The organism is Terribacillus saccharophilus, assembly GCF_046592895.1.
Classification (GTDB): domain Bacteria; phylum Bacillota; class Bacilli; order Bacillales; family Amphibacillaceae; genus Terribacillus; species Terribacillus saccharophilus_D.
This window is the reverse complement of record NZ_JAWVPU010000001.1, coordinates 105,842-123,012: the sequence shown is the minus strand read 5'-3', so window position 1 is coordinate 123,012 and position 17,171 is coordinate 105,842. Positions and strand designations below refer to the sequence as shown.

The 17,171-nt window shown below is 44.0% G+C and carries 15 protein-coding genes, 1 other RNA gene and 1 pseudogene; 11 read left to right on the top strand and 6 right to left on the bottom strand.

Translation table 11 applies throughout. From position 1 onward, the window contains the following. The first annotated feature begins 19 nt into the window (after positions 1-19). Positions 20-2,308, top strand: coding sequence for a ribonuclease R (rnr, locus tag SFC66_RS00680; protein WP_411216781.1), 2,289 nt, complete (start codon positions 20-22; stop codon positions 2,306-2,308). 34 nt (positions 2,309-2,342) lie between these two features. Here the strand turns inward: rnr and SFC66_RS00675 are convergent, their stop codons facing one another. Next, entirely contained in the window at positions 2,343-3,203 is an 861-nt protein-coding gene (locus tag SFC66_RS00675) for a GNAT family N-acetyltransferase (protein ID WP_411216780.1), read from the bottom strand. Positions 3,204-3,320: 117 nt separating this feature from the next. Between SFC66_RS00675 and smpB the strand changes: the two genes are divergently transcribed. The 5 genes from smpB to SFC66_RS00650 all read left to right on the top strand — a co-directional run bounded on the left by smpB (position 3,321) and on the right by SFC66_RS00650 (position 7,829). Beyond that, positions 3,321-3,785, top strand: coding sequence for an SsrA-binding protein SmpB (gene smpB / locus SFC66_RS00670; RefSeq protein WP_411216779.1), 465 nt, complete (start codon positions 3,321-3,323; stop codon positions 3,783-3,785). A 97-nt stretch (positions 3,786-3,882) separates the two neighbouring features. Beyond that, positions 3,883-4,248: a transfer-messenger RNA gene (gene ssrA / locus SFC66_RS00665) on the top strand. A gap of 507 nt (positions 4,249-4,755) precedes the next feature. Then, positions 4,756-5,133: a hypothetical protein gene (locus SFC66_RS00660; RefSeq protein WP_411216778.1), complete on the top strand. Its 378-nt coding sequence runs from the start codon at positions 4,756-4,758 to the stop codon at positions 5,131-5,133. Positions 5,134-5,907: 774 nt separating this feature from the next. After that, the gene (gene map / locus SFC66_RS00655) at positions 5,908-6,648 is read left to right on the top strand and encodes a type I methionyl aminopeptidase (RefSeq protein ID WP_411216777.1); all 741 of its coding nucleotides are present in this window, start codon (positions 5,908-5,910) and stop codon (positions 6,646-6,648) included. A 209-nt stretch (positions 6,649-6,857) separates the two neighbouring features. Further along, a complete protein-coding gene (locus SFC66_RS00650) occupies positions 6,858-7,829 on the top strand; it encodes an NAD(P)-dependent alcohol dehydrogenase (protein ID WP_411216776.1) in 972 nt (323 codons plus the stop codon). Between the two features lie 57 nt (positions 7,830-7,886). Here the strand turns inward: SFC66_RS00650 and SFC66_RS00645 are convergent, their stop codons facing one another. Next, positions 7,887-8,048, bottom strand: a complete 162-nt coding sequence (locus SFC66_RS00645; protein ID WP_411216775.1) for a hypothetical protein — start codon at positions 8,046-8,048, stop codon at positions 7,887-7,889. Positions 8,049-8,199: 151 nt separating this feature from the next. Between SFC66_RS00645 and SFC66_RS00640 the strand changes: the two genes are divergently transcribed. From SFC66_RS00640 to SFC66_RS00630, 3 genes and pseudogenes are all read left to right on the top strand, one after another. Further along, the gene (locus tag SFC66_RS00640) at positions 8,200-8,823 is read left to right on the top strand and encodes a nuclear transport factor 2 family protein (protein WP_411216774.1); all 624 of its coding nucleotides are present in this window, start codon (positions 8,200-8,202) and stop codon (positions 8,821-8,823) included. Positions 8,824-8,972: 149 nt separating this feature from the next. Beyond that, the gene (gene murB / locus SFC66_RS00635; RefSeq protein ID WP_411217722.1) at positions 8,973-9,890 is read left to right on the top strand and encodes a UDP-N-acetylmuramate dehydrogenase; all 918 of its coding nucleotides are present in this window, start codon (positions 8,973-8,975) and stop codon (positions 9,888-9,890) included. 74 nt (positions 9,891-9,964) lie between these two features. After that, positions 9,965-10,222, top strand: a pseudogene (locus SFC66_RS00630) (CPCC family cysteine-rich protein); the annotation flags it as partial. A 293-nt stretch (positions 10,223-10,515) separates the two neighbouring features. On the opposite strand, the gene katA reads toward SFC66_RS00630, so the two are convergent. The 4 genes from katA to SFC66_RS00610 form a co-directional block, all read right to left on the bottom strand. After that, positions 10,516-11,970, bottom strand: a complete 1,455-nt coding sequence (gene katA / locus SFC66_RS00625; protein WP_411216773.1) for a catalase KatA — start codon at positions 11,968-11,970, stop codon at positions 10,516-10,518. Positions 11,971-12,299: 329 nt separating this feature from the next. Next, positions 12,300-13,703 (bottom strand): sensor domain-containing diguanylate cyclase, encoded by a 1,404-nt coding sequence (locus SFC66_RS00620; RefSeq protein ID WP_411216772.1) that lies wholly within the window; start codon positions 13,701-13,703, stop codon positions 12,300-12,302. A gap of 170 nt (positions 13,704-13,873) precedes the next feature. Further along, the gene (locus SFC66_RS00615) at positions 13,874-14,302 is read right to left on the bottom strand and encodes a BrxA/BrxB family bacilliredoxin (RefSeq protein ID WP_411216771.1); all 429 of its coding nucleotides are present in this window, start codon (positions 14,300-14,302) and stop codon (positions 13,874-13,876) included. Further along, positions 14,303-15,430 carry a conserved virulence factor C family protein gene (locus tag SFC66_RS00610; RefSeq protein ID WP_411216770.1) on the bottom strand — a complete coding sequence of 376 codons (1,128 nt, stop codon included), beginning with the start codon at positions 15,428-15,430 and terminating at the stop codon, positions 14,303-14,305. It abuts the gene before it with no gap. 234 nt (positions 15,431-15,664) lie between these two features. On the opposite strand from SFC66_RS00610, the gene SFC66_RS00605 reads away from it, so the two are divergent. Next, on the top strand, positions 15,665-16,285 hold the full coding sequence (locus tag SFC66_RS00605; protein ID WP_095229355.1) for a DedA family protein: 621 nt from the start codon (positions 15,665-15,667) through the stop codon (positions 16,283-16,285). A gap of 12 nt (positions 16,286-16,297) precedes the next feature. After that, complete coding sequence (locus SFC66_RS00600; protein ID WP_411216769.1) at positions 16,298-17,146, top strand: undecaprenyl-diphosphate phosphatase; 849 nt, start codon at positions 16,298-16,300, stop codon at positions 17,144-17,146. Positions 17,147-17,171: the final 25 nt, after the last annotated feature.

Genomic DNA, 17,171 nt, shown 5'->3' with positions numbered 1-17,171 from the left:
AAAAGAAGGTGAAGCAATAATGGACGAGATCAAGCAGAAGATATTGGCTTATTTTAAAGAGAATGCCGAAAAGCCATTAACAGTGGAAGAAATAGAACAGCAACTAGAACTTGATGAAGCAAGTGAATTCACAGTTCTTGTCAAAGCGCTCAATGAACTGGAAACACAAGGGCAGTTAGTCAGGACGAGAAGCAACCGCTTCGGATTACCTGAGAAGCTTAATTTGGTGCGAGGTAAGATCCAGATGCATGCAAAAGGATTTGCTTTCCTCATCCCGGACGAAGAAGGTATAGATGATGTATATCTTCATTATTCCGATCTCCAATCTGCCATGAATAATGATGTGGTACTGGTACGGATCGAAAATCAAGCCGAGGGCGGCCAACGCCGTGAAGGACAAGTTGTCCGGATCATCGAGCGTGCCATAGCGGAAGTTGTCGGTACATATGAGGACAATGGACGCTTCGGATTCCTTATCGCAGACGATAAACGGATCCCGAATGATATCTTCATACCGCGCGGAGCTTCTGGCGGAGCGACGGACGGCCATAAAGTCATCGTCCGGATCACGAAGTATCCGGAAGGGCGCATGAGTGCCGAAGGTGAAGTCATCCGGATTCTTGGACATAAGAACGACCCGGGTATCGATATCCTTTCCATCATCTATAAGCACGGTATTGCAACGGAATTCCCGCCGGAAGTGTTGGAACAAGCGGCAAACACACCGGATACGATCGATCCTGCGGAAATTGAAAATCGCCGTGATCTTAGGGATATGATGACCGTGACAATTGATGGTGCGGACGCAAAAGATCTGGATGATGCCGTTGCTGTCAGCCGTTTGGAAAACGGAAATTACCGACTTGTCGTTTCGATTGCAGATGTGTCTTATTATGTGGAAGAAGGTTCCCCGATCGATGAAGAGGCATTGGAAAGAGCGACAAGTGTGTATTTGGTCGACCGGGTGATCCCGATGATTCCGCATCGCCTATCCAACGGCATCTGCTCCTTGAATCCGCAAGTGGATCGGCTTACATTGACTTGTGATATGCAAATCACACCACAGGGAGAAGTCGTGGAGCATGAGATTTACCAAAGTGTCATCAAGACGAATGAACGGATGACATACGGTGATGTGAACCGGATTTTGCTGGAAGATGACAAGGAACTGAAAAATCGGTATGAAAGTCTTGTTCCGATGTTCCAGCATATGGAAGACCTAGCGGCGATACTCCGGAAAAAACGGATGGACAGGGGAGCGATCGATTTCGATTTCCCTGAAGCAAGAGTTGCAGTCGATGAAGAAGGAAAAGCGATGGATATCGTCCTCCGGGAGCGCTCGGTTGCGGAGAAGCTGATCGAGGAATTCATGCTTGCGGCCAACGAAACCGTTGCGGAGCATTTCCATTGGATGGACGTACCGGCCATTCACCGGATCCATACTGATCCAGATCCCGATAAACTGCAGAATTTCTTTGAGTTCATTACGAGCTTAGGGTATACGGTGAGAGGGTCATCTTCTGATATCCACCCGCAAACACTGCAGAAAATCGTCGAGCGTGTGAGAGGCACACAGGAAGAGATGATCATCAACCGTCTGATGCTGCGCTCGATGCAGCAGGCGAAATATGATCCGCAAAGCTTGGGACACTTTGGTCTGGCAACGAAGTTTTATACCCATTTCACGTCACCGATCCGCCGCTATCCGGATTTGATCGTGCACCGATTGATCCGTACGTATATCGTCAATAATCAGCTTGATAAAAAGACGCAAGATCACTGGAAAGAACGCATGCCTGAAATCGCAAGGCAATCTTCGGAACGTGAACGTGCTGCTGTCGATGCCGAACGCGAAACGGATGATCTGAAGAAAGCTGAATTCATGCAAGATAAAATCGGTGAGGAATTTGATGGTGTCATCAGCTCCGTCACAGGATTCGGTTTGTTCGTCGAGCTGCCAAATACAATTGAAGGTCTTGTGCACGTCAGTTACCTGACGGATGATTTCTATCACTTTGATGACAAGCGATATGCCATGATCGGAGAAAGAACCGGCAATCAATTCCGTATCGGAGATGAAATCACTGTCCGTGTCGTGAAGGTCAATATCGAAGAGCGCGTCATCGACTTTGAAGTGGTTGGAATGAAGCCGCGCAAGCCGCGTGAAAATCGCGACCGCCCGACAATCATCAAAGCGGATAAAAAGAACAAGCCTGGTGATCATCGTCCGCCGAAAAACAAAGGCAAGCGGAAACCGCCGACTAGAGGAAAGAAGAGTAAAAAACGTAACACAAGAAAACGGCCATAAGAAAACGCCCCGACGTGATGAGTCGGGGCGTTTATCATCTGATATATCTTCCATAAATGAGCCATGGATCGTCATCTTCCATAAAGCTTTCCTTGAGAAATGCAGGGATACTTGATGCATTCCCGGGGGAAACATCCAGTTGCGGGGTAAGCTGTTTTTCCGACTGCTGCAAGTAATGGAATACCGTCGCCCATAAGCCGTCCTGCTCGAACACATCCGGCCAGAAATACTGGATTTGAGCGATGTCCCTGCCTTTATAATCCTCTTGTATACTCATGAGACGTGTTCCATCAGGAGAGCGGAAGACAGTCAACTTCTCCAGGTAGTCATCTTCCAATACGGCCGCAGTGTAAGGGATAGGAAAGTATGCTTCATACGGATAAAAAGCTGTCTTTGTTTCCTGAGCTGCTTGTTCGATTGCCGCTCGCTTCTCGTCTGTATCTACAATGAGCTGCCATGTTTCTGCAGAAGGGATGTACGCTTTTTCAGGATGCTCCATCAGCAAGCTGATGAAGCGGCTTTCATAATGTATTTCCAGCTTGTCCAGCACTCGCTGGGCAGGAAGGTTGGAATTGCGTGTGATGGCACCAAGCCAGTTCATCGTGGAGTCTTGTTCGCATGCTGCGATGATGTGCTTAAGCAATGCTGTGGCATTACCTTTGGAATGATAGCGGATATCGCTGCGTAATCTGCCTAAAATGCCGTTTCCGTTTGGTAAACGGTAAACGCCTGCCACTGCGGCGATTTCTTCTTCCGCTATCAGCCCGAACAACATTTGGGCTGGGTTTTCAATCAGCTGCGGGAAAATGTTCAGCACATAATCATCCTTGATGCCTGTTTGCATAGCAAGCACGGCTTGATGATCATCTATCGTCAATTGTCTGATGTTTGTCATCTATGTACACTCCAATCGTTCGGGTTCACTTGAGTTTACCCGTTTCAGTATATGAATCGTTAGGATTATCATACAATTTCTGATAAAATAAAGCTCGTAGTTAGGAGGAAGAAGTCAATGGCTAAGGGACAAGGGAAAGTACTCGCACAGAATAAAAAGGCTAATTTCGACTATGCAATCGAAGAGACGATGGAGGCCGGTATCGTGTTGCAAGGTACCGAAATCAAATCGATCCGTGCCGGCCGAGTGAATTTAAAAGATAGCTTTGCCCGGATCGACCGCGGCGAGGTCCGTATCATCAATATGCATATTTCGCCTTATGAACAAGGAAACAGGTTCAATCATGACCCGACACGGACAAGGAAGCTGTTATTGCATCGCAAGCAGATCGACAAATTGATCGGCCAAACGCAGCAGCAAGGTTATTCTTTAGTACCGATCAAGCTGTACATCAAAGACGGTTTTGCAAAAATCCTGCTTGGTGTCGGAAAAGGGAAAAAGAAATACGATAAACGTGAAGATTTGAAACAAAAGCAAATGAAACGCGACGTAGACCGTGCCATGCGCGATCGCGATTACTAAACTTGCGTTTTTCGATAAAGATGATATAATGGAACTTGTCTGGGATTTGATTATATCCTAAGTGAACGGGTTACTCCTGTAGCCCCCATATTATCATGGGGACGTTACGGATTCGACAGGGATAGTTCGAGCTCAGGCTGCGTGTCGAGGTTACGGCTCGTAAAACGTTACGCCTAAATATAACTGGCAAAACTAACAACAACTACTCTCTAGCAGCTGCGTAAGTAGCACTGGAGGATCCTTGCTGCCATCGCCCATGTGGCAGATTCGAGGGTCTCAAACTTAAGTGGGCTACGCCATTATTCTCGGCTTGCGGATAATCGGAAGAAGACAATCAAGCTAGCCTCGCTGAAAGCCTGTCGTTAGGCCGAAGCGTGTGCGAATCATAATATAGCGAATACACACGTAGATGCCTGAGTGCCGTTATCTTTGGACGTGGGTTCGACTCCCACCGTCTCCATCCTTACATACGGATGGACATAAAGCATGAGTTTTGTTACTTAAAGCAAAAGCTTGCCTAATTGGCAAGCTTTTGCTTTATTTTTGTTTGACAGGTTTATGCTTTAAATTTATACAACTTTATGTGTGTGGATTTTAATAGACAACAAAAAAAGTGGAATCCTAAAATCCCCTTAATATTAAAAGCGATAATATAAATAAAAATATTTGGATTATTTTTCGAATGATAAAATACTATAAACTTTTATGTTTTTTCTGAATCCGTGAATTCCTCTGACCTCCGATTGTATGTCGAATCTATATTTCAATTTGGAAATATTGTTGGAAATGGATAAAAGCAAGATGATTATAGTTAAGGTCTTTGGAAAGCAAAAGAACCGTCCCTCTGCTTCCTTTTACCTATTTATTCTATTATATGAAACTTAATTTACACATTATCGTATACTGAAATGCATTTTCCAAACAAGTAACCATTTAACAAATAACAACAATAGTCAGAGGAGGAATTCATTTGAGAAAAGGTAGAATACCAATCTTTGATACGAATATAGTAGCCGTTGCACTTTTTGGCATCATTATGGCTGCGCTTATGGGTGCTGTAACAGAAAGTTTGAAGATTTTTCTTGGTAATTTACTATCGCTTCCATTCGTTTTTCTTTTACTTTATATCCTTTGGCTAAAGTACGGGTACAGTGGTGTTCACCTGAATGGTATTAATGTGTTTGTGATGTTGACGATGTGGTCAGTATATGGAGCTGTTCCGCTCTTTAGTATTATCTGGGGGCACTGGGTAGGATGGTTAACGATTTTATTTCATATTGTTACATTTGTGGTCGGGTTTATCAACCGTGAAAAACTTATCCTTGGTGCTAAATGGAAAGAGTGCTAGGGAAGATAAAGAAACCAATCCCTTTATTTTGTATTACGTTTTAGGAATAGTTGTCCTTGGCTTTGTCGGAACAATTATCTTACACGTTACATTAGTGACAAGTACAGACGCAGTTTACTTTTTCGGCTTCATCTATCTTCTTAGTTACTGTTTCTATGCAATAAGCCCTGCGTTCCTTGTCCACCCACTCCGTGCATTAGAGTTGGGGGTCATAACACAGCGTCATTATGATGAATATAATTGATGATGTGAAGTGGAGAATCTAGCTATTCACCCTTTAATCTTTATTTCTTGGGACGGGATAACTTGGGTAGATCAAGACCAGAAACCTCATTTATAAAATAAAGAGGTTTCTTTGGTTTAAGTAAAACATTTCATTGAGTGAAATCATATATAACGTATCATATAGGAAATACATTATAAGTTAGTGGTTATTTGAATTACGCAAGGAAACTAAATGGTATAATATATAATGTCGGCAAATTTGCGATTCACTTTTATTGGCAATGTTTTAATTATAGATAGTTTTTTTAGGAATTTGGCCATTAATTAGTTAAATTATTGGCTACTTTATGTTTTAAGTAACTAGTTTGCCTTTATGGTAAATTCCGCTTTATTTTATAGGTGAATGTACGGATGTCTTAAAGCACTAGCTTCGTAAATGACGTGCTGTCTCTGCAAAAGGGGGCCATTCAAATAATCTTACAAAGCTTGCTATATCCGCGATATAACATTTATAGTTGATGGATGATATAAGATCGGGAGGTAAAATATATGATTGCAAAAACAGAAGAAGATTTTAACGGGTTGAAAGAAATTGGTAGGATCGTCGGTTCAATCAGGGATGAATTGGTACAAAAAACCATACCTGGCATCACGACAAAAGAATTGGATGATCTAGCAGGAAATATGTTTGAGAAAGAAGGTGCTGTTTCAGCTCCTAAAAGTGAATATGATTTCCCGGGTCATACTTGCATCAGCGTGAATGATGAAGTGGCACATGGCATTCCGGGAAGCCGTGTCATCCAAGAAGGCGATTTGGTGAATGTAGACGTTTCTGGTTCCAAGCATGGTTATTTCGCTGATACAGGCATCTCATTTGTTGTTGGTGAAGGCGATGAAATGAAGAAAAAGGTGTGTGAAGTTGCTAAAGAAGCATTCGAAGCTGGTCTGCAAAAAGCAAAACCAGGCTCCAAGAAAAGCGGTATCGGAAGAGCTGTATTCCAAACTGCAAGACAAAATGATTTAACGGTCATCAAAAACCTTACAGGTCACGGTATCGGCCGTACGATCCATGAAGCGCCAGATCATATTTACAATTACAAAGATACTTGGGATGATGAATTACTGAAAGAAGGCATGGTCATCGCCTTCGAACCGTTCATCTCGACTTCAGAAGAAGAAGTGTATCAAAAAGATGATGACTGGACGTATGCTACGGAAAGAAGCTATGTTGCACAAATAGAACATACAATCATTCTTTCCAAGAATGGTCCGATCATCGTTACGCTTTGATAGGCTCAAATCAAAGGTCGATTCTCTAAAAGGGAATCGGCTTTTTTGGTGTGTTAAAAAACAAGGTCAGAGCATTTAGGAAACAGATGTTTGTTAATTCCAGGTATTAAATTAACTTATTTTTCTTTAGGTTAGTCTGGAATTTCCCAAAATGCAATATAGTAAAGAGACTGATTCCGGGTTGATGCTGATTACATAGAGGTGAAGTGATGAAAGCGATAACGTACAATAAATACGGTCCGCCAGATGTCCTGCAGTACACGGACGTGGAAAAGCCTGTGCCGAAAGCGGAAGAAGTGTTGGTGAAGATTCATGCATCCTCTATCAATCGGGGGAATTTGGTGCTTCTGAGCGGCAAACCTTTTGTTGCGCGTGTTGCCTTTGGGATAAGAAAGCCGAAATTCACCGTACCCGGTGGGGATTTCTCAGGAGTGATCGAAGCTGTCGGCAATAAGGTGACGCAATTCAAGCCAGGCAATACTGTATTCGGGGATCTGTCGGGAAGCGGATGGGGAGCATTTGCCGAGTATGCTCCAGTTCCTGCACATGCACTTACATGGAAGCCGGAGAGCTTGTCTTTTGCAGAAGCTGCTGCTTTGCCGATGGCTGGGGTGACAGCTCTGCAGGCTTTGCGTGACAAAGGACAGCTAGAGTCAGGGGAGAAGGTATTGCTTTATGGTGCATCTGGAGGTGTAGGTACTTTCCTGGTCCAGCTTGCGAAATACTTTGGAGCAGAAGTAACAGCTGTTTGCAGTACGAAGCATAAAGATCTTTTAATGAATATCGGTGCCGATCATGTCATCGATTATACGGTTACGGATTTTTCGAAAGAGACAAAGCAGTATGATTTGATAATAGGTGTGAACGGCTCTCAGCCGCTATCTGTATACAAACGAGCCTTGAAATCTGGTGGCCGATTCGTGCATGTTGGCGGTTCGGTTACTCAATTAACACAAGTGATGCTGGCAAGTCCCTTGCATTCGAGGTCTGGAGGAAAACAAATCGCCAGCTTCCTGCATAGACCAAAGCAGGAGGACCTTGAGGAATTGAAGGTGATCGCAGAAACAGGCTGTCTCCTGCCGGTGATCGATCGGACGTATGCGCTGTCCGATATCCGGGAAGCTTTTCACTATTTCACTGATGGGCATGTAAGTGGAAAAGTAAGTATTGCGATGAACTAGTTTTATGGCAGATAGAAATATAAAAATACGTGCAGAGAAGAAAACCTGCACGTATTGCTATGATTCTTCTCTTATCCACGTCGTTTCCTCATTCTTCATCGGGCAGCGCGGAAATACATCATTTTCTTTGATTTCAACTCTTTCACCTGACTGACAATTATAGATGCCGGTTTGCGGGACGCCTTGTCCGGTTCGGTATTCACGTGTATCATCATGCATCTTACACACCTCCCATTCAACAGGAATAGCTTTTCCGTTCCCATGTTGTTTTAGTCAAAATAACGCTTGCTGGGATCATATATCTTTCTTATGTGATCTTGGAACGATACAATTGAGCTACGATAAAATAAATTAAACGAGGTTGAAAGCAATGACAAAAACAATACTTACATTATCCAACGGGGAAACTATCACAACATCCGCGCCTGAAGAGCAGATAATCGGTCATATTACCAACAGCCAAGGCATGCTTACGAAAGCTTTTGTGGTGATTGGGGATGTACATATTGCAACGGCTCATATCGTGAAGATTGAATCAATAGGACAATCAGAGGATCGTTATCGTCCGGAACCCATTGAACAAGAAGTGGAAGAGGCAGCACCTGAACAAGTCGAACAGGCAAATGAATCCTCAGATCAACACCAATTCGAGCTGCTGGAGAAAGAAATCCGGGAAGCCATGCAGACGCGTGATATTTTCCTTTTGGACACACTCATACATGACGATCTTGTCTTCGTCAATCATGAAGGCATGTATCTGACAAAGGAAATGGATTTGGAGGCGCATCGGACACTTGCTGTCCGTTTTACGGAAGTATCATGTAAAGATCTCCAAATCAAACCGACAAAGGACGGAGCTGTCACGATTTCCCGTATTCATTTGATGGGGCAGGCAGGCGATGAGAAAATCGATGGCGATTTCATTTATACGCGTGTGTGGCAGCTGATGGGTGATCAATATCAAATAATTGCCGGCCATTGCACCAAGCTGTAATAGATACATTTATGTATTTTGTGCATAAACTATAGGTGTCTGGCCCACCGGGTAAATAAGGGCATTGTCACGTATGTGAAATGTGGTATACAATACAGGTTGGGGCACGCTCATTTGCGGCGGCTAATACAGTAATGAGGGATTATATGATGAATGTGAACACGCTTGAGAAAGACATAAAGCAATTTGTAGATGCTATCGATGTACGTATGGATGCACCACTCGCGGACTATACCTATACGAAGGTCGGCGGGAAAGCGGATGTGCTCGTCTTTCCGAGAAGTTATTCGGAAATCGAAAAAATCGTTGCGTATACAAAAGAAAATGATGTACCACTGACTATCCTCGGCAATGCATCCAATGTGATCATACGAGATGGCGGATTGCGCGGTGTGGTGATCATTTTGACAAAGATGAATGAAGTGAAAGTTGAGGATAACAAAATTACAGCCCAATCAGGAGCTGCGATCATCGATGTTTCCCGGGTGGCACTTGATGCCAGTTTGAGTGGCTTGGAATTTGCTTGCGGCATTCCGGGATCGATTGGCGGAGCATTGTATATGAATGCTGGTGCGTATGGCGGAGAAGTGAAGGATGTTCTCGAACAGATCGTTGTCATCACGGATACTGGTGAACGAAAAGTAATGACCAGTGAAGAGCTGGAGCTTGGTTATCGCACAAGTGTCTTGCAGAACAATAACTACATTGCGGTCGAGGCTACATTCGCACTTGAAAAAGGGGACCAAACGGCAATCAAAGCGAAGATGGATGAACTGACATTCCTTCGTGAATCGAAGCAGCCGCTGGAGTACCCATCATGCGGCAGTGTTTTCCAGCGCCCGCCAGGTCATTTTGCAGGCAAGCTGATCATGGATGCCGGACTGCAGCTGACTCGCATCGGCGGTGTCGAGGTATCAGGTAAGCATGCTGGTTTCATGGTGAATGTCGATAATGGTACTGCGTCGGATTACATTAACTTGATCAAGCATGTACAAAAGACAGTGAAAGAGAAATTCGATGTGAGTTTGCATCGCGAAGTGCGGATCATCGGGGATTCCAAAGAATAATGAGTAAGCAGCGCATCACGTTGATCTGTGATGCGCTTTTTTTATATGAAGCTGGTAATAAGTGAGGTGATTGATTGCTTGCGTATACATGTCCGTGCTGCGGATTTAAAACCTTGGAGACTGATGGTTCATATGATATATGTCCCATTTGTTTTTGGGAAGATGATCCTTACCAAAAAGAACATGCTTATGAAGATGGCGGTGCCAATACCGTTTCTCTGATAAGGGCTCAGAAGAATTATAAGGACTTTGGGGCTTGTGAAAAAAGTGTTTTGCAGTATACCAGAAAACCGAATGCTAGCGATAAGAAAGATTCCGTGTGGAAGCCGATAAAAGATGATGTATACGAAATAAAGCTGATATGTACAAACTATAAAGAAAATGAAATATCGCTAAAAGAACTTGAAGAAAAATTGACCGGATGTGACGTGTGCGTTCACTATGCAGCAGCAGTTGATGAAGCGAGGCAGGAAATTGAAATGATCAGGTTCACTACGGCATATTTTAGGCAAAGGGAAGAAGCAGTCCTGGTATTGAATCACTTATTGGCAGTGTTAACGGAATGCGAAAAAGAAAAAGGATAGACGAACATCACTGTTCATCTATCCTTTATTTGTATCTTGGATTAGACTTCCTGTGGAAGCTTGATTCCAAGACCGTCAGCTACACGCTGACCCCATTCTTTATCTGCTTTGAAGATATGAGCCACTTGGCGTTCCAGAATTTCTTTTCTTGTAACAGGCTTCATTGCATCAACGAAGTTCTGTACAAGGCGACTTTTTTCGTCAGCAGTCATCAGACGGTAAAGATCTCCGGGCTGTGTATAGTGGTCGTTCTCATCATAACCGACACTATCCGCTTGGCCGGACACCTCAAATGGCGCCATCTTGCTTGCTGGATCTTCTTTTGGTGTTCCTGCAACACTGTTTGGCTCGTAGTAAACACCGCTGCCGCCATTGTTGTCGAAACGCATCTGACCGTCGCGCTGGTAATTATTCACTTCGTTGCGCGCACGGTTGATCGGAAGTGCCTGGTGGTTGGCACCTACACGGTAACGGTGAGCATCATGGTAAGCGAACAGACGACCTTGAAGCATCTTGTCAGGAGATACTTCGATACCTGGTACAAGCGTTCCTGGAGAGAAAGTAGCTTGCTCCACTTCCGCAAAGTAGTTCTCTGGGTTGCGGTTCAATACCATGCGTCCAACTTCGATCAACGGGTAATCTTTTTGAGACCAAACTTTTGTCACATCGAATGGATCGAAGCGGTATGAGTTTGCATCTTCAAGCGGCATGATTTGAACATAAAGCTTCCACTCAGGGAAATCACCGTTTTCGATTGCGTTGAATAGATCTTCTGTGTGGTAGTCCGGATGTTCACCGGCAATTTTCGCAGCTACAGCAGGATCCATGTTCTTGACGCCTTGCTGTGTCTTGAAGTGATATTTCACCCAGAAACCTTCTCCTTGTTCGTTGACCCATTTGAATGTGTGAGAACCGAAACCATGCATATTACGCAATGTCGCTGGTATCCCGCGGTCAGACATAAGGATTGTGACTTGGTGCAGGCTCTCTGGAGATAGTGACCAGAAATCCCATACTGCGTCTGGATTTTTCAAATGTGTTTGCGGATGTCTTTTTTGTGTATGGATGAAGTCCGGGAACTTGATCGCATCGCGGATGAAGAATACAGGTGTATTGTTTCCGACTAGATCATAGTTGCCTTCTTCTGTATAAAATTTAACAGCAAATCCACGTGGGTCGCGTACCGTATCAGCAGAACCAAGCTCACCAGCTACAGTGGAGAAACGGATGAACATGTCTGTTTTTTTGCCGACTTCAGAAAGGAAGGCTGCTTTTGTATAGTTGGAAACATCATTGGTGACTTCAAAGTAGCCATGTGCACCGGCACCTTTAGCGTGTACAACACGTTCAGGAACGCGTTCACGGTTAAAGTGTGCAAGCTTCTCAAGCAAATGCACATCCTGGATCAGTGTCGGGCCGCGGGAGCCAGCTGTTTGTGAATTCTGGTTATCGCCGACTGGAGCGCCCCAGCTTGTAGTCAATTTTTTATCTGCCAAGAAAATCACCTCATAATATGTATTGTTTAGTAAATCTAACAATATAGTAACATGTTTTTATTAAAAATCAATACTTAATTATAATGATTATAAATATATTTTGTCGATGAACATAAAAGAAGGCAAACGACTATTCAGCCAATTTGCCTTCTGCATATAAATGATATCGTTTTCATAATGAATTATAAAGAAGCCACCCATGTGACTAAAGCAAACCCGATTATACAGCCATTAATATATAGATTAGTTTTCCACATTGGCATTCCCTCCTTTTGCTAGTTATAGTCTAGCAAAATATGAAAGGGTTTTCAATAAGGAAACAGGTCCAATTACTGGAATTGGACCTGTTTCTGTTGCTGCTTTGCACGATACATTTCCTGGTCGGCAAGCTTGATCATTTCTGATACTGGCAGGGTGGAATCTGGTGCTTGGTGATGGATACCGAAACTTGCGGAAATCGGATAGGGTTTAATCTCTGTTTCATCCAGCAACGTTAATTTATCCTTCAGTATGACAATGAACTTCTCAGCCTGGCTGCGTGTTTTTTTTGGCAGGAGGATGATGAATTCATCCCCGCCATAGCGGAAAAGGTATTCATCCTTTCTCAGGGTGGAAACGATTGTGGATGCAATCAGCTGAATAAGCTGATCACCCTCATTATGACCATATCTGTCATTCACCTGCTTCAGATTATTCACATCCACAAAACAGAGGCAGAATGGATGTTTTCCCTGCTCGATGAGATTTTCGATGAACTGGATCCCGGCACGTCTGTTGAATACACCAGTCAGTGCATCGCGGTTGGCGTGTTCCTGCAATTCTTGTTCTATCCGCTTGAAATTGGTCACATCCGCCACACTGATCAAAAGCGCATCTTTCTTGTTATAGTTGAGTAATTCAAAATTAAGCATCATCCAGTTTGCATGGTGAACCTGATGGTGCGTTATGTAATTCTCTATTTTCACTTCGTTCTTAAGCTGTCCGAGCAATAGCTGCAGTTCATCTTGATCAGGAAAGAAGAAGGAAAGGGAGAAGCTGGTGATATTATCACTGCTGATACCGAAAAATTCACCAGCTTGTTTATTATAGAGAATGATATTTTCCGTATTTAAGCAAATCAGTACAACTGGCTGAGGATTGGCGAAGAACAAGCTTTTAAAATTGCGCTTTTCTTCCTTGAGCTGTATTTGACTGCTGTAGTCTTTTCTCAAGTAGTGATAGAAACTGAGATTGATCAAAGCACTCACTATCATTCCGCCTGTAACGTTGATAAGCATGATGATAGTCAAAGCATCTGGAAAATAAATGTATAATCCGCTGAGTAACAAAATATGTACTGTTCCTGCTAAAAGGAAATAGAGCAAAGGCTTAATTGGTAAAAGTGCAGCACAGGCAAGCAGAATGATCAAATAAGCATACATATTCCCTTCTTGCTGGTAGCTGTTAAAGGAAGAGAACGCACCTTGGGCGATAAACAGCATGTTATAAGTGCAGCTTAGGGCGCTTAAGTGCAATTTTTGAAAGAATAGGAGATAGCAAACAGACATCAGCATGCCTAATAGATGGACGAATGCCAATGGAAGGACATATGACGGGTTATCGAGCGTTCTGAACATGGATATATCCGCAAGTAAGAATAGCGGGTAGCCAGCTAGCAAGGTTATGGAACTCAGTTTTAGCCTGTACGATAATATGGACTGATGATGTTTATCGAAATCGTTAATTTGCTTCATGAATGTCCCTTCGCGTTTTTAGATTAGTTTACTATATAAACAAGCAGAAAGCGTCACATTATTTGATTTCATAACGCTTTTTGCAACAATGAAATATAATTCGCGCAGGATGGAGGTGCAATGACTGTTGCCAGCTGACTGCAAATGAAAAAGAGCTGCGTCAGCAGCTCTTACAGATGGTTATTATAGGCGGTTGTCAGATTCTCTACGATTTCTTCCACGTCATAACCTTCAATTTGTTCACGCGGGATGAAATGGACCAGTTCCCCATCTTGCATCAATGCGATGGAAGGAGAAGAAGGCGGCTGATTTGTGAAGAATGTCCGCATATGTTCTGTCGCTTCTTTATCCTGTCCTGCAAATACCGTGACGAGATGTTCCGGTTTCTTTGCGTTTTGCAAGCTTTCACGCACAGCTGGACGGGCAAGACCGGCTGCACAGCCGCAAACGGAATTGACAACTACCAATGTGCTGCCTTTTGCTTGCTTCACATAATTTTCTACTTGTTCGGCATCCGTCAATTCCTGAAATCCAGCCTGTGTCAATTCGTCCCTCATCGGCTGGACGATACCGCGCATGTATTCTTCATATGCATTCATTTATTTTTCCTCCTTTAATTTTGCTGCTTCCGTCATTTGTTTCCAGACAGATCCTTTTGCTTCTTCGCCGCCGGCAATGCGCTCGATGGCCATATTCAGCTGCAGCTTCACTTCAAATTCCTTCTCCTGCCTTGCTGCTTTTTCAAGGACAGGCAAGCTGTCGCTATCACCGAGTTCATAAAGGAACATCGCTGCCCGCCAGCGGACAATCCGATTCGGATCGGCAAGTGTCGCTTCCATGGCCGGTGCTGCTTCCTTGAAGCCAAGGTCGGAAAGGCAGTCGCCAGCTGTGCGGCGGACTGTCACCACTTTGTCTTGCAAGGCGCGATAGAGGAGAGGCAGTACAGCGCGATCTTCTATCATGCCCAGATAAGCTGTTGCCAGCCTACGTATGGAAGTTTTGGGATCTTGCAGCGCTCTTTCCAAAAATGCGAGGTGGTCAACACTCGGTTCCAGCGCATCCAATGCCCGGTAACGCACGCGCCAGTCTTCCTCTTCCCAAATCTGCATCGTCGGCTGCTCCAGTTTAGCCGGAGGGGCTTTGGGATTTTTAGCGCGCTGCACAAGTTCCTGCAGCCGATTAGGGCTGTAACTGGCGAGCAATTCTTCATATATATCCTGACCGACTTGCTCGGGGTCGCCATAGCGCGGATATTGTTCTTCCCATTTTCGGGCGAAAACGATATTATCGTCTCCTGCTGCATCCATTGCTGCTTCTGTGAACGAAGCCGGCAGACCGATTCGCTGCTCCTGCTCATCATATAGAAGCTTTATTTGCATCGGAATACCATGAATGGTTTGAATGTGGACATCCACCTGCCCATATTGCGGCGCCTCTGTTCCTGATGCCGCTGCATCATCTTGGGCATCCTCACCGAGTGCTGCCCGGACAGCAGGCAGTATGTTTTCCCAGGCAGTTTTCGGACTCCGTTCCAATGCAATGAAATCAGCAACGCGATAAAGGCCTTTGACACCGTCTATTTGGAACAGAGCCTGAATATAGTCGGGATCGGCGGATGTTGACGTTTCTTTTTTATAATCGAAACTACTGCCCATCGGCAGCATGTCATCCACTACGATCTTCATCGAATATGGACTTGGGGTAGGCTCGATAGTCACGATTTTCATCGTATTCCCCCTTATATACAATAATCAGTTTCTTCCTATAGACTATATCACAGGTTAAGGGGAAGTTGCGACAATGCGGCTCTAGGACCTGAGCCCAATCAAAACTGAGTCTCTGTTTCTATTAACCTCTGTGGGATGGTCTGCTAGAATGTTAATTATCCGTAAAAAATTCCACTTTTTTTACTGCAGGATGCTATAATGATTTGGTAAATAATTTACGTTTGGAGTTGTGAAATGGATAATTGGATAACGCAGTTTATGGAACAATTCGGTTATTTTGCGATTGTATTGCTGATGGCAGGGGAAAACGTATTCCCGCCGATTCCTTCAGAAATCATCCTGCTGTTCGGCGGCTTCCTTACAACTACTTCCGATAGTGTCACGGCAGTCGGTGTCATCATCGCTGCGACGATCGGTGCAGTCATTGGAGCCATTATCCTCTATGGTATCGGGCTTCTCCTGGATGTCGAACGTCTGGAGAAAATCGTGGGCCGCTGGGGACATATTTTGCGCATTAAAAAAGAAGACATACATAAAGCAGATGCTTGGTTCGATAAGTATGGCGTGTGGACAATCTTCCTATGCCGTTTTGTACCGGTAATCCGGAGTTTGATTTCCATACCAGCCGGGATGTCCAATATGAATTTCCCTTTGTTCCTTATTTTCACGACATTAGGGACACTGATTTGGAATACAGTATTAGTGTTGCTTGGTATGTGGCTCGGTGAGTCCTGGACAACAGTGGAAACATATCTTGGATATTACCAGGATGTAGTCATCGTCGTATTGGCGATTCTTATCGTACTGTTTGTCATTTGGTTCATCAGAAGGAATAAAAAGAAAAAAAGTAGCTAGGGGAGTAATGAAATGAGTATCATTGAATTCTTTTCGGCCTTGATCATGGGGCTGGTTGAGGGGCTGACAGAGTTTGCCCCGGTTTCATCCACAGGTCACTTGATCATCGTCGATGACATGTGGCTGAAAATTCATGAGTTGTTCAACGATGAAGTGGCGAATACATTCATCATTGTGATTCAGCTTGGCAGTATCTTGGCTTCTGTCATTGTATTTTGGGACAAGTTCATGCAAATTTTAGGCATTCGCAAATTGCAGGGCAAAGAAGAGACAATGCCTGGGAAGAAGAATAAATTCAATCTTGGCATCGTCATCGTCGGATTGCTGCCGGCAGGTGTTCTTGGACTATTGTTCGATGATTTGATCGATAAGTATCTATTTTCTGTGTGGTACGTTATCGTCGCATTGGTTGTAGGTGCATTGTTCATGATCTTTGCGGATAAAGTATCATCGAAGAAAACAAATACAATCGATTCATTGGATGGTCTTACGTACAAAAAGGCATTCCTGATCGGGTTATTCCAATGTATTTCACTTTGGCCTGGCTTTTCCCGTTCCGGAGCAACGATCTCCGGCGGTGTAATCCTCGGTTTGAATCACCGCGTCGCATCGGACTTCACTTTCATCATGGCGGTACCGATCATGGCTGGTGCAAGTCTAGTGTCATTGCGCAATCACTTGCATGCTTTCACACCTGATGTGATTCCATTCTTTATCGTCGGATTCATCAGCGCGTTTGTTTTTGCATTGATTGCCATCCGCACATTCTTAAAGATCATTTCCAAATACAAACTCGTTCCGTTCGCTTTCTACCGCATTGCCTTGGCGATCGTAATCGTGATTTTCTTGATCATCAACTGATCCCTGTCTTGTGCAGGGTTCTTTT

Excerpts from the sequence above, each read along its gene's own strand:
- SFC66_RS00620 (WP_411216772.1), bottom strand. The coding sequence starts at position 13,703 with ATGAAGCAAATTAACGATTTCGATAAACATCATCAGTCCATATTATCG.
- SFC66_RS00675 (WP_411216780.1), bottom strand. The coding sequence starts at position 3,203 with ATGACAAACATCAGACAATTGACGATAGATGATCATCAAGCCGTGCTT.
- SFC66_RS00640 (WP_411216774.1), top strand. The coding sequence starts at position 8,200 with ATGACAAAAACAATACTTACATTATCCAACGGGGAAACTATCACAACA.
- SFC66_RS00605 (WP_095229355.1), top strand. The coding sequence starts at position 15,665 with ATGGATAATTGGATAACGCAGTTTATGGAACAATTCGGTTATTTTGCG.
- SFC66_RS00650 (WP_411216776.1), top strand. The coding sequence starts at position 6,858 with ATGAAAGCGATAACGTACAATAAATACGGTCCGCCAGATGTCCTGCAG.
- map (WP_411216777.1), top strand. The coding sequence starts at position 5,908 with ATGATTGCAAAAACAGAAGAAGATTTTAACGGGTTGAAAGAAATTGGT.
- SFC66_RS00615 (WP_411216771.1), bottom strand. The coding sequence starts at position 14,302 with ATGAATGCATATGAAGAATACATGCGCGGTATCGTCCAGCCGATGAGG.
- rnr (WP_411216781.1), top strand. The coding sequence starts at position 20 with ATGGACGAGATCAAGCAGAAGATATTGGCTTATTTTAAAGAGAATGCC.
- SFC66_RS00645 (WP_411216775.1), bottom strand. The coding sequence starts at position 8,048 with ATGCATGATGATACACGTGAATACCGAACCGGACAAGGCGTCCCGCAA.
- murB (WP_411217722.1), top strand. The coding sequence starts at position 8,973 with ATGAATGTGAACACGCTTGAGAAAGACATAAAGCAATTTGTAGATGCT.
- SFC66_RS00610 (WP_411216770.1), bottom strand. The coding sequence starts at position 15,430 with ATGAAAATCGTGACTATCGAGCCTACCCCAAGTCCATATTCGATGAAG.
- smpB (WP_411216779.1), top strand. The coding sequence starts at position 3,321 with ATGGCTAAGGGACAAGGGAAAGTACTCGCACAGAATAAAAAGGCTAAT.
- SFC66_RS00600 (WP_411216769.1), top strand. The coding sequence starts at position 16,298 with ATGAGTATCATTGAATTCTTTTCGGCCTTGATCATGGGGCTGGTTGAG.